The sequence below is a fragment of the Lonsdalea iberica genome, assembly GCF_002111585.1.
GTDB classification, from domain to species: Bacteria; Pseudomonadota; Gammaproteobacteria; order Enterobacterales; family Enterobacteriaceae; genus Lonsdalea; species Lonsdalea iberica.
On sequence record NZ_LUTP01000066.1, the window covers coordinates 1 to 12,085 of the forward strand.

Consider the following 12,085-nt stretch of genomic DNA (forward strand, 5'->3'; position numbering starts at 1 on the left):
AGACTGTCCATGTAAATTTCATCTTCCGCTAAGATAGGCATCACCACCAGCGGTGGAAATGATGCACCGGCCCGATGCCTTGACCGACTTCCAGCGTGTCCGCCTGTTGTAAGGCCCCTTGCAGATAGGCTTTGGCGGCGGCTACGCAGGCCGGCCAGTCGTCACAACGGGGACGCAATGCCGCCAATGCCGCCGACAGCGTGCAGCCCGTACCATGAGTATGGCGGGTATTGACTCTCTGCGCCGAAAAACGCTGCGGCGATGCCCCAACGGTGAACAGCCAGTCCGGACTTTCGCGGTCGGAAAGATGACCGCCTTTCATCAGCACCGCCTGGCAGCCCAACGCGAGCAGCGCTTCGCCCTGTTCCCGCATCTCGGTTTCATTCTCAGCAATTGGACACGCCAATAGCGCCGCCGCTTCCGGCAGATTCGGCGTGATGATCGAAACCCGCGGCAGCAGCCGTTGACGCAGCGACTGTACCGCCGACGGTTGCAGCAGCGGATCGCCGCTTTTCGCCACCATCACCGTATCCAGCACCACGTACGGCACCGGATAGCGGCGCAGTCCTTCGGCGACGACCTCCACGATCTCCGCCTCGGCCAGCATGCCGATCTTGGCGCTATCAATCCGCACATCGCCGAGCACTGAGTCAAGCTGAGCGGCCACAAAGGCGGGGTCGATACGGTAGACCGACTGCACGCCGCGGGTATTTTGCGCCACCAGCGCCGTGATCACGCTGGTGGCGTAGGCTTCCAACGCCGAGAAGGTTTTCAGGTCGGCCTGAATGCCCGCGCCGCCGCTGGGATCGGTGCCGGCAATCGTCAATGCGTTGATACGTTTCATTTCGCGGTCGCCTCCGCCGTCATCAACAACTGGTCGAGAAAACGCGGCACGAAACTGCCGGGACCGGTCGCGCCTTCGGCGGCTCGCTGTCCGCATTCGGACATGACCGCGCAGGCGGCGGCGATATGCTGCAGGCGATCGCCCGGCAGCGAGCAAAATCCGGCCACGACGGCCGACAACGCGCAGCCGGTGCCGACGACGCGGGTCATCAGCGGGTCCCCGCCCGCCACCGCCCAGTCACGCTCACCGTCGGTGACATAATCCACCTCGCCGGTGACCGCCACACAGACGGACCAGCGTCGGGCCAGTTCGCGCGCCGCGGGCAACGCGGCCAGCGAGGTATTGCCGCTATCCACCCCGCGTCCCTGCGAATCCGCGCCGGACAACGCCAGAATTTCGGAGGCGTTGCCGCGCACGGCGGCAGGCCGCAGCGCCATAAGTTCACGGGCGAAATCGCTGCGAAACGTCAGCGCCCCGACGGCGACCGGGTCCAGTACCCAAGGCCGACCGGCTTGATTGGCGCTCGCCACAGCAGACCGCATAACCGCTGCCCGGACCGGTTCCAGCGTACCGATATTAATCAGCAACGCATCCGCCCACGCGCTGAACTGCGCGGCTTCGCTGCGTTCCACCACCATCGCGGGCGACGCGCCCAGCGCCAGCAGCACATTAGCGGTAAAGCTTTGCACGACATCATTGGTCAGACAGTGAATCAAAGGGGAACGGCGGTGGAAATGTTTAAGTGAATCCGCCGCAAGCGCGGCCGGGAACGGCACAGGTCGAGTATTCATAAGTCTCCCAACCGGCGATCAAGAAGGCGGGAGCCGGTGAGACTCCGTGACTTCCCTACGCTGGCATTATCCAGATCAGGTGGTACGGGTCTTTCTCAGCCTTCACGTGGAAGGGCACCCCGAGTCAACGTTCATGATTATTCGGCCTGACGGCGCAAAGGTCAACGACTGCCGAACTGGTGCGTCACAACGGCAAGAGGCAAAACGGTGTAGAGCGGTGATCGAAAGGGACAAAACGAGAGGCGCAGCAGGAAGAAAGGGCTACCGGCATCACGGTGGCGGGTTCAAGAAGAGGACCGACGCCGCGCGGATTTCACGGCGCCGGTAATTTTCTCAGCGAAAACGGCTCTCCGGACATTAAGCCAATCAAAACGCGGTCTTGTGGTACAGGCGCGAGACCAGCTCCGTTATGCACAACACCAGCGAGGACTGAATACGCTGCTGATAGCGCTGTTTTTGCATCTCCAGCAGCGAGGTGTCGACCCCATCTTCTGGTAAGTGCGAGTTAAACTGAGGCGGCAGCGGCGTAATACCGTGCAACATGCTGACCGGTCCCAGAATCTCATCATCGGTAAAGCGGTAGCGTTGTCTACCCTGCTCCAGTTCATTGTTTAACGCCAACAGCAGTTCTACGTCTTCATACTCGTCTCGGCTGATCACGCCCAGCGCATAGATCAGTTTGAGGCGAACCGGCAGCGCAGACAGCGGGCCGCTGCCCTCCAGCAGCGGTTCCACGGCATATTTAACCGCATAGTCATCCTTGCGAAACGCTTGCAGGACCAGATGGTCAATCGCGTCAGCCAGGAGTTCGACCGCCGCCTGGATAAACCCCGCGACGGTCGGTTTGGCGTTCAGGCGTTCCAGAATGTGACTTTCGAACGCCTGCTCGTCTTCCACCCCCGCCCTGGGCTGCGGCACGTTTTTCTGCGTCGGGCCAGGCTCAGAAGCCGCGACCCGACGTTTCCCTGCGGGAGAATAACGCTGTTCTGGCATTAGTATCGTTTTTCACCTTGCATTACAGAGAGTGATATAACGCTGCCACCTGCGTGACAACCTCGGGACAATCTTCCAGTCCGGCAATCTGGGTCAGCGCATTTTTAACGCCGTGCGCATCAATCAGCGCGGCCATTTCACGCGCCTGCGCATCTTCATCGCTACGGTATTTCAGCGCCGCGGCGATGCCAATCAGCAGATTCCGGTGCGCCAGGCCGTATTCCAGCGTACCGCGAAACGGCCTGATTAACCGGTCGCCGTCGCCCAACTTGCGCAGCGGCTGACGGCCCACACGTTCTACGTCGTCGTGCAAATACGGATTTTCGAAACGGCTGAGGATCTTGTCGATATACGCCGCATGCTGCGCCGGATCGAAACCGTAGCGTTTGATCAGCACCGCGCCGCTTTCCTGCATTGCGCCTTTCACCACCGCGCGCACCGCATCATCGAGTATCGCTTCGCGGATCGTCCGGTAACCCGCCAGACATCCAAGATACGCGGTAATGGCGTGGCCGGTATTGAGCGTAAACAACTTGCGCTCGACATAAGCCATCAGGTTGGCGGTCGGTTCCATCCCGGCGATGACCGGCAGATCGCCTTTGAACTGCGTGCTGTCGACGATCCATTCGCTGAAAGTCTCGACCGTCACTTCCAGCGAATCGTCGTTCGCCGCCGCGCTCGGCGGCACAATGCGGTCCACGGCCGAATCCACAAATCCCACATGCTCGTCGACCCATGCATGCAACGCGTCGGGCAATGCCGCCATAACATGCCGACGAAGCTGGCTGGTGCCGCGCACCATATTTTCGCAGGCGATGATATTGAGGGGCTGCCGGTTGCCGCGCTCATGCCGCACGATTAGCCCTTGCGCCAGCGTGCCGGCAATCTTACTCAGCACTTGCGGCCCGACGGCGGTGGTGATGATATCCGCGCGGGCAATTTCATTGATGGCGTCGAGACTGCCGCTGTGCACCGCGCTCACGCGGTTGACCCGTTCAACGCGCGACGCTTCTCCAACAACATGCACTTCGTACTGCTGCTGATGGGCCAGTTGATCCACCAGCGGCTGATTGACGTCGGCGAAAATGAGCTCGGACTTAGCGTCCGCCAGGAGTTTGCCGATGAAGCCACGACCAATATTACCTGCACCGAAATGAATTGCTTTCATTGTCGACCTCGATATTTTGTCCAAAACCATTGAGCCGAACGCATGAACCGGTCGAAAGCCGGTCCAATAGCTTTACGCCACGCGTTCGCCTGAGAGCAGCTCCAGCATCTCTTGCACGCTGCGGGTGGCCACCAGCCGCTCGATAATGCCGTCGTCGTTCAGGGCATTCGTCAGGCGCGCAATCACCTGAACATGTTCGTTATTACGGGCGGCGATCCCAATCACCAGCCGAGCGACGTCGTCCGGCTCGGAGCCGAATCGGACCCCTTGCGGATATTGGCAAATCACGACGCCGGTGCGCAGGACGCGGTCTTTGGCTTCAACGGTGCCGTGCGGCACGGCGATGGATTCCCCCAGATAGGTGGACGTCATGGCTTCGCGCTCCAGCATGGCCTCGACGTAGGCCGGCTCCACATATCCGCCCGCGACCAGCTGTTCGCCCGCAAAGCGGATGGCCTTTTCCTTACTGTCGGCCTGTAGATTGAGGAAGATATTGTTTTCACCCAGTTCGAACAGGTTGGTTTCGTGTTCGTCCGAATCGAACCAGTCATCATTGGCGGCGACAATGGTTTGATTAATCAGTCGGTTATCGTTCGCCGCAATAGGTCGGTGTGCCGCCAATAGCCGGGTTGTCAGCTCATTGTACAAGCCGCTGTCGAGAAAATTGCTGAGCGAAAGATGAATCGCGTGCGGCGCATGCTGCAACGCTCTTTCGGTAAGGTCCTGATGAGTGATAACCAGATCGACCTCTTCCGGCAGGCTGTTAATCGCCATGTTGCTGACCGAGATATGGTTTAGTCCGGCATCCTTCACCTTCTTGCGCAGCACGCCCGCGCCCATCGCGCTCGACCCCATGCCGGCATCGCAGGCCACGATGATGCGTCGCACCAAACTCAGATCCTGCGAGGCATCCAGCGTAGCGCGCATCACCGGCTGAGGCTGAGCCGCGCCCGGCGCTTTGCCGCCTTTCGCTTTCTGTTTCAAGCTCTGCATGCGACGGGTCGCGTCCGCCAGACCGTCGTCGTCTTCATCGCCTACCGGGACGCGTTTCAGCATCACCGCAGAGACCAGGAAAGACACCAGCCCGGACATCAGGATGGAGAGCACCACGCCGATCAGCGACGACTTGGGCGTCATCAGCAGTACGGCGAAGATCGAACCGGGCGACGCCGGAGAGACCAGCCCCGCGTTGAACAGCGTCAACGTGAAGACGCCGGTCATGCCACCGAGGATCACCGCCAGCATCAGGCGTGGATTCATCAAAACGTACGGGAAGTAGATTTCGTGGATACCGCCGAAAAAGTGGATAATAGCGGCGCCCGGCGCGGACTGTTTAGCACTGCCCTTGCCGAAGAACATATAGGCCAGCAGCAGGCCGAGTCCCGGGCCGGGGTTGGCTTCAATCAGGAAGACCATCGACTTGCCGGTCTCCGTCGCCTGCTGGATCCCGAGCGGAGAGAAAATTCCATGGTTGATGGCGTTGTTGAGGAACAGCACTTTCGCCGGTTCAACGAAAATGGAGGTCAGCGGCAGCAGGTTGTCCTGCACCAGCAGGTTTACCCCGGTCGCCAGCAACTTGGACAACGATGAGACTAGCGGTCCAATGGCCATAAAGGCCAGCCCTGCCAGCAGCATTCCGATAATCCCGGCCGAGAAGTTGTTGACCAGCATCTCGAAGCCGCTTTTGATTTTACCGTCAACCCAGCGGTCAAAGCGTTTGATTGCCCAGCCGCCCAGTGGTCCGGCCATCATTGCCCCCATAAACATCGGCATGTCTGCGCCGACGATGACGCCCATGGTGGTGATAGCGCCCACGACTCCGCCACGTTCGCCGCCGACCAAGCGGCCGCCGGTATAACCAATTAGCAGCGGCAGCAGGTAGGTAATCATGGGTTCGACCAGCTTGGCCAGCGTCTCATTCGGCAGCCAACCGGTAGGAATAAACAGCGCGGTGATTAAGCCCCAGGCGATGAATGCGCCGATATTGGGCATCACCATGTTGCTGAGGAAGCGGCCAAAATTCTGTATCTTGACCTTAATAGTTGGTGATAGCATAAAACTCACTCCCCTCGGTGGTACGCGCTCAGGGACGGTGCGCGTCGTAATAGTGAGATGGTTTCGCCAAAAACCATCGGTCGTTCTCTAGACAAATCGACTCTATCACGCCGTTTTCGCCCCCAGTACCCCGAGGGGAATTTGTGATTGAGATCACTCGGTTACCCCACCTCAGAGAGGATTTCACGAGATCCTCATCACAAATCAGATCTGAAAGTCAGTTACATTGTTAAAAATGAGCGCTCGACGCCCCCTATTTCGTGAGTTATCTCACACTCCAATTCAGTCACTTTGTTTTAACATTGTGATTTAAATCACGTTGCGCCGTTCAATTCAGCGTCCTGGATATAGGCCGAAAATTTCCGCGTTCTGTTTCGGCGGAGAAATTGGGGCAAAATGTAATTTAATTACAAGATGGGTGAGTAGAAACGCCAGAATATAGCGAAGGATTGGACGTAGATAAGGCAGAGATTTGAAACCACAGGAGACTGACTGACCGCATTGCACCATAAGACCACGCCAGTCGAGGTCAGAGCCCCCTTCAGGGAATCGGAATGAAAGGGCTGACACGTTATGACCCGGTCGTCATACCTTTCCCTTCCGATGAAGAGCCCACCGCAGCTCGCTGACTTTCGGCTAGCGGTATGTTGGTTTGAAATATGGATGAGTTATTTATCACTTCGAAAAGTCACCCTAAAGTGACCGTTCCCTCACCGATCAACACCCCACCACAGCTCACCGTATCCCCGGTACGTGCGACAGGCTGACCATCCGCAATTACGGTTGATGAACCCTGACTGATATTCCGTCCGTGACCATGAGCCGCTAAAGGGTCACCTCGACGGGCCAGGGATAAACCATCCACTTTAACCGTTGGGGATCCTGCAATAACCGACGTTGGCGGGTGGCTATCGTGCCCCGTATCTGTATCGCCCAATTTAACCGCATTTCCCATTATTTCATCTCTCCATTCATTCATCTGATAACACGATGGAATTAAAAAAACGTTTATTTTCAAAGAAATGATGCTGTATTTTAATTTAATACAATTAAACCCTGTCTATACAATATGCCTGTTGGTTTCCTATTACGCACTCCGCTCCCTGACTAACGGCGTCTTCTGCTGGAGGGTTTTGCCCCTGTTGATCTGGCTTCGTGTACTCCAGAGCGACGCAGCCGTTTACGTCTCAACTCACCGCGTGCACAGTTCGCTTTGATCAGTTTACCGGCTGCTGGTCCGTTTTCGGCTGCTTTGCGCGGTAGGCATCCATAATCGGGGCCCACGCCATACCTAGGGGGACGGGGTGTTGTTTGAAGAGTTCGCCGTACTCTTTGTCAAAGTTTTTTACTGTTACCGTATACTGGCTGACGCCGATAGGATATTTTTTGTCATACCAGTTATCGGTCACTTCTTCGGCGATGCCGCGGGCAAGCAGTAGATCGGGACTGACGCCCTTTAAATCTCCGAACAATAGGACCTCATAGTATCCTCCAGGGGCCAGACCAAAGTAGAGCCAATTGCGTTGTTCAACTCGTCCGTTAACTTGATAGCTCTGCTGCATCTGCTGTGCTAAATCAGCCGGTAAATGCACCTTGATTCGATACCGTTTACGGTCGTAGAGAGAGATCATCTCGATCGATGCCATGTCAGGTACGGACACTCCATCCGTGGGCAGTCCACCGCCACCAGCCCAGTAATAGCGCTTTGCTTCTATTCGCTCACTTAGGAGTCCACCAGCACCTCCACCGGCCCCACGGTCGACGTAAATGAGCTTTCCATTTCGATAAAATTCCGTTCGTGTATTTTCAGTGATATCAATGTTGCTGCCTGTGCCGTAGCTCCATTTGATATGCGTCTCTGGATTACCTTTTGAACATGCCATCAGCGACGTGCTTAGGCCTAGTAAAAGGAAAAGACATCTCAACATTATGCCTCCTGATTCCCGATTAAACGCCGCCGCTCCCTGACTGACGGCGTCTTCTGCTGGAGGGTATTGCCCTGTTGATCTGGCTTCGAGTCCCCAAGAGCGACGCAGCCGTTCATGTCTCAACTCACCGCGAGCACAGTTCGCTTTGATCAGTTTACCGGCTGCTGGTCCGTTTTCGGCTGCTTGGCACGGTAGGCATCCATAATCGGGGCCCACGCCATTCCTAGGGGGACGGGGTGCTGTTTGAAGAGTTCACCGTATTCTTTATCAAAGTTTTTCAGTGTCACCATATATTGGCTGACCCCAATAGGATATTTTTTGTCATACCAGTTATCGGTCACCTCTTCGGCGATGCCACGGGCAATCAGCAGGTCGGGGCTGACGCCTTGCAAATCTCCGAACAATAGGACCTCATAGTAACCCCCTGGAGCCATACCAAAGTAGAGCCAATTGCGTTGGTCAACTCGTCCTTTAACTTGATAGCCCTGCTGCATCCGCTGCGCTAAATCCGCCGGTAAATCGACCTTGATGCGGTACCGCTTGCGATCATGAAAGGACACCATTTCTATCTCAGCCTTGTCAGGAACAGGGACGCCATCGGTAGGTAAACCTCCGCCCCCAGACCAATAATATTTTTTTTCTATGATGTCTTCATAGGGCGCGCCAGCGTTGCATCCCCCTCCGGGATAACTAAAAACCGTTTTCCCGTGGAGATAAAAAGTCGCTTTAGTCGTGCAAAAACTATCAATATTGCTGCCTGAACCGTAACTCCAGTTGACTCGTGTCGTCGGATTGCCCTTTGAACACGCCATTAGCGACATGCTTAGGCCCAGTAAAAGGAAAAGATATTTCAACATTATGCCTCCTCATTCCCGATCAAACGCCGCCGCTCCTTGCTAACGGTAGGCTCATTTTTACTCGTATTGGCCGGATTGGCGATACTTTGGCTATTGGCGCTATGGTGAATATAATCACGGCGCAGTGCTCGGTAAGCGCCTGCCGGTACCTGAAGCCCAAGGTTTTTCACGACGCCTTGCGTAACAGCAGCTAAGGCCCAATATTTGTCTAGCTGGGTAAGATTCACTAGCGGAGTTTTAGCCGATCCAGACTCCAACCTTAAATTTATTGCTGTAGGATCCCATTTTTTGAATGGCACACCTGCCGCACGCCCGGCCTCCACCATCATATGCAACGGGATGCGGGAGTATTCGCCCTCTACGACTCGGCGCATCACCACCTCTACATACACGGCTTTTTGGGGCCAGGCATCATTTTTACCACGGCGTCGGATAAACGAGTAGGGAAGCAAACTGATCGCCCCTAACGGCGGTGTGGCGGTTCGCGACGAGGCGTGCTCAAGGCGGTCGGCCCAGCCCAGCGCGATTTTCTCCTCGGCGTAGGCTCGTGCCTTTTGATAGGCGCGGCTGCCCGTATCGGGCATCGACGCATCTTCCTCACTCATAAAGCGTTCCAGTTCAATGCACTCGGTCAGCGCCGGGTCGCTGTTGGGGTTAGACAGGCTCCAGCGGCTGTAATATCCGCCGCCGATATCCGAATGCGCCCCCGGCAGCGCCAGTTCGGTAAAGTGCGGCGGAATACTGGTGCCGGCAGCCGTAGGCGTGATCCGCGTCAGTGGGAAGTGTTGACGCACCTCATCCCGTGCCGTCAGATGCACCACCCGCTCCGCGCTGTCATCCCGCAGCCGGGTATTGACTCGGGAGTTGAACGACGACACGACCGTATCAAAGATGCCGACAAATGCAATGCGCACATCTTGACGATTACTCCAGTCAAATCCCGATTTCAGGCGGATAGCCTCATCATCTGCTATCGCCTGCACCAGCGGATGGTCGTTTTTCTGATCGATAACATTCACGAAATGACGTGCCGCCGCCGCTCCACGGCTAAAACCAAAGACGTCGAAAACAATACGGTGTATGTATTCGATGCGAGGGAAAATCGCTCTTAAATCACGTTTTACAGCAGCAACAATTTCCTTCTCACATGCCAAATTAACTTTGCCGATAATCGAAGTATTTTCACCACCAAAATCGAGATCTAATCCCTGAGTAAGCGTGTCATCTGCTTGGTATTCCTCCCCCTCTTTTCCTGCTACAGGATCGCGAGTACCAATGCCGCTGATGTAGGTACGAGCACTCAAGGTTTTAGCCCCAGAAAGATATTGCTCGTGGAGCTTCCCCACATTAGTCATATCATTCGCCGCACTACCGCCGATGGGAAGCTGCCCCCTCTCGCAACCGCGCAGTTCTTTCTCCCGCAGCGCGGGATCTGAGCAGGTTTCTAACAGCCACTGTTCGACCTTTTTAAGACCGGATTCGGCGTTGAAGTTGTTGTTCCCGGTACCATCGAAAAAGACGCCGATACGCAATACGTTGACCTGGTAGCCTTTCACCTCGATAACGTAAGAATGATGGGTATAGAACCGCACGTTACCGGATTTCCCTTCCTGGTGCGCTTCCGGCAAAGGCGGCTCGGGCGGGGTCAGGCAGAGATCGCCGGTAGTGGCTTTAACATATTCGCGTTTCGTTGAATCATGACCAACACGCTCCACGGCATAAGCTGGCACCGTACTTTCTCCGTCTTTCAGTTTCTCGCGTGACTGAGCTGCCTTAAGCCAAGGCAACGTCTCCAGCTTCACGGTCACTGGGCCGACGGCAAAACCGCGCGCCAGCGTAGGCCCATCCTTTAGGGTCACCGTCTCCGACTTACCGGTCTCATCTGTCAATGTCGCTTTCAATCCTTTGAATGAGTGGTTGTGCTCATCGCGAATATCAATCTCTATCCAGTTTTCGTAACGTTCGCAGGGAATACAGTAAGGATCTGCCGCCATCAATGGACTCCTATCAATTCATTATGCTGCGCCATCCAGTGATTAACCTGAGCCCATTCGGCGTCGGTCAGCATTAGCGGCTCTCGAATACTTTCCAGAGGAAGGCCGGTCTGCAAGGTCAAGGCGCCAGCCACCACACCGTCAAGCACATCCCCCTCAAGCTTCTCAGCATTCGCTTGCCTGAGAATCGGTAAAATCGTGCCCGCCGGGTCGGGATGGCGTTCCATCATGCTTGTCATAACTTGCCAAAGCCGTCGACGAAGAATATAGGCGTGGCGATTTTCGTCGTATAACGGCGCGAGATGGCGAGGTTGGAGATGAAACCAGGGAGACGCCAAAGCAGGATGAAACAGAATTCCGGGCGTACGTGTAAACCCAGTGCCATTGATCCACATCCCGGCACAAGGGCCCATAATCGCATCTCGCTCTTCGATGCTCATCGCATTGAGCATCGGCAGAAATATTCGGGGTTCAGAAAAGCGAAACCACACGGCTTCGCCTTCACGGATAGCCTGTATCAGGCTTTGCCAGTGGCGACGCACCACGTCAATCGACTGGTCGCTAACCAGATAAAAGCCACACTGTTCAGGTGATGCTTCCATAAACTCATTCGAAGGATTAGCCAGTAGCCAGGGCCCCAGCGCAGCTTGTTCACCAAATTCGGTACCGGCGAACAGAGGAGATGCCTCCCCATGACTCAGTTCGTAGAAACGCGCTACCGCTGAGCAATCTGCCGCACCGTCCACGATTGCAAACAGCGCACCGCTGTGCCTTTCTCGCCATAAATCCATGCTCATGCTTTACCGCCTCTGACCAGAGGACAGGGTTTGGCAAGCGGCGCCATCGACTCCATGCTTTTATGTATGGCGGGGGTAGGCAGTGTGGCTGGCGGAGCAGGAGGCACAGCAATAGTGCCCGGCAGGTTGGGAGGCAGACCTGCCCAACCCGTGCTATTACCGGCGTCCCCACCGGAATTCATCTTGATACCAGGGCCGACCAGCGTTATGCCGCTCGGGTCGATCTTCACGAAACTCCCCCCCACTTTAAGCGTCAACTCCGCGCCCGCTTCAAGAACCATCTTGGCCCCAGCTTTTACGTGCACTTCCTGACCCGTTTCGACCAGCAATGCCTGCCCCACTTTCTGATGCATCGACGCATCGACGGTCAGCGAGTAATCCCCCTGAATATGCTCCCGCTTTTCCTGCTCCACCGTAAGGTGGTCGCTGGCTTTGATGCGGGTCACCCGCTCGTTATCAATCTCCATATGCGCGTCGTGCCGGATATGCCAGACGACGTCGTGCTCGACCATCGCACGGAAGTCTTTTTGACCATGCAAATAAATTTCTTCTTCGCCAGCCTGATCTTCAAAGCGCAGTTCATTGAAGCCTTCCCCCTGATGCGTTTCGGTACGCAATACCGTTCGCGTTTTATGCTCAGGCAGATCGTAAGGAGGAC

General features: G+C 56.1%; 11 protein-coding genes and 1 riboswitch. All 11 genes read right to left on the reverse strand.

The annotated features are described in order from the left end of the window. Window positions 1-40: 40 nt before the first annotated feature. Complete coding sequence (gene thiD, locus AU511_RS15825) at window positions 41-844, reverse strand: bifunctional hydroxymethylpyrimidine kinase/phosphomethylpyrimidine kinase (RefSeq protein WP_094110255.1); 804 nt, start codon at window positions 842-844, stop codon at window positions 41-43. Next, on the reverse strand, window positions 841-1,635 hold the full coding sequence (gene thiM, locus AU511_RS15830) for a hydroxyethylthiazole kinase (RefSeq protein ID WP_094110256.1): 795 nt from the start codon (window positions 1,633-1,635) through the stop codon (window positions 841-843). The genes thiD and thiM overlap by 4 nt, the downstream gene beginning before the upstream one ends. A gap of 35 nt (window positions 1,636-1,670) precedes the next feature. Further along, window positions 1,671-1,767, reverse strand: a riboswitch (TPP riboswitch). Window positions 1,768-2,001: 234 nt separating this feature from the next. After that, entirely contained in the window at window positions 2,002-2,628 is a 627-nt protein-coding gene (locus AU511_RS15835; RefSeq protein ID WP_094102231.1) for an MltR family transcriptional regulator, read from the reverse strand. Between the two features lie 22 nt (window positions 2,629-2,650). Next, window positions 2,651-3,796, reverse strand: coding sequence for a mannitol-1-phosphate 5-dehydrogenase (locus AU511_RS15840; RefSeq protein WP_094110257.1), 1,146 nt, complete (start codon window positions 3,794-3,796; stop codon window positions 2,651-2,653). Between the two features lie 72 nt (window positions 3,797-3,868). Further along, window positions 3,869-5,851, reverse strand: a complete 1,983-nt coding sequence (locus AU511_RS15845; protein WP_094110258.1) for a PTS mannitol transporter subunit IICBA — start codon at window positions 5,849-5,851, stop codon at window positions 3,869-3,871. A gap of 688 nt (window positions 5,852-6,539) precedes the next feature. Further along, entirely contained in the window at window positions 6,540-6,806 is a 267-nt protein-coding gene (locus AU511_RS15850; RefSeq protein ID WP_094110259.1) for a PAAR domain-containing protein, read from the reverse strand. Between the two features lie 262 nt (window positions 6,807-7,068). After that, on the reverse strand, window positions 7,069-7,779 hold the full coding sequence (locus AU511_RS15855; RefSeq protein WP_094110260.1) for a DUF2931 family protein: 711 nt from the start codon (window positions 7,777-7,779) through the stop codon (window positions 7,069-7,071). Window positions 7,780-7,928: 149 nt separating this feature from the next. Then, window positions 7,929-8,636 (reverse strand): DUF2931 family protein, encoded by a 708-nt coding sequence (locus AU511_RS15860; protein WP_094110261.1) that lies wholly within the window; start codon window positions 8,634-8,636, stop codon window positions 7,929-7,931. Continuing rightward, on the reverse strand, window positions 8,636-10,630 hold the full coding sequence (locus AU511_RS15865) for a phospholipase effector Tle1 domain-containing protein (RefSeq protein WP_094110262.1): 1,995 nt from the start codon (window positions 10,628-10,630) through the stop codon (window positions 8,636-8,638). Before AU511_RS15865 ends, AU511_RS15860 begins: the two co-directional genes overlap by 1 nt. Continuing rightward, window positions 10,630-11,427: a DUF4123 domain-containing protein gene (locus tag AU511_RS15870; RefSeq protein WP_094102284.1), complete on the reverse strand. Its 798-nt coding sequence runs from the start codon at window positions 11,425-11,427 to the stop codon at window positions 10,630-10,632. Before AU511_RS15870 ends, AU511_RS15865 begins: the two co-directional genes overlap by 1 nt. Then, window positions 11,424-12,085: bacteriophage T4 gp5 trimerisation domain-containing protein (locus AU511_RS15875; protein ID WP_420843467.1), on the reverse strand; the 662-nt coding region annotated here is incomplete at its 5' end. The genes AU511_RS15875 and AU511_RS15870, both read right to left, overlap by 4 nt.

Excerpts from the sequence above, each read along its gene's own strand:
- AU511_RS15860 (WP_094110261.1), bottom strand. The coding sequence starts at position 8,636 with ATGTTGAAATATCTTTTCCTTTTACTGGGCCTAAGCATGTCGCTAATG.
- AU511_RS15855 (WP_094110260.1), bottom strand. The coding sequence starts at position 7,779 with ATGTTGAGATGTCTTTTCCTTTTACTAGGCCTAAGCACGTCGCTGATG.
- AU511_RS15850 (WP_094110259.1), bottom strand. The coding sequence starts at position 6,806 with ATGGGAAATGCGGTTAAATTGGGCGATACAGATACGGGGCACGATAGC.
- thiD (WP_094110255.1), bottom strand. The coding sequence starts at position 844 with ATGAAACGTATCAACGCATTGACGATTGCCGGCACCGATCCCAGCGGC.
- AU511_RS15870 (WP_094102284.1), bottom strand. The coding sequence starts at position 11,427 with ATGAGCATGGATTTATGGCGAGAAAGGCACAGCGGTGCGCTGTTTGCA.
- AU511_RS15865 (WP_094110262.1), bottom strand. The coding sequence starts at position 10,630 with ATGGCGGCAGATCCTTACTGTATTCCCTGCGAACGTTACGAAAACTGG.
- thiM (WP_094110256.1), bottom strand. The coding sequence starts at position 1,635 with ATGAATACTCGACCTGTGCCGTTCCCGGCCGCGCTTGCGGCGGATTCA.
- AU511_RS15835 (WP_094102231.1), bottom strand. The coding sequence starts at position 2,628 with ATGCCAGAACAGCGTTATTCTCCCGCAGGGAAACGTCGGGTCGCGGCT.
- AU511_RS15845 (WP_094110258.1), bottom strand. The coding sequence starts at position 5,851 with ATGCTATCACCAACTATTAAGGTCAAGATACAGAATTTTGGCCGCTTC.
- AU511_RS15840 (WP_094110257.1), bottom strand. The coding sequence starts at position 3,796 with ATGAAAGCAATTCATTTCGGTGCAGGTAATATTGGTCGTGGCTTCATC.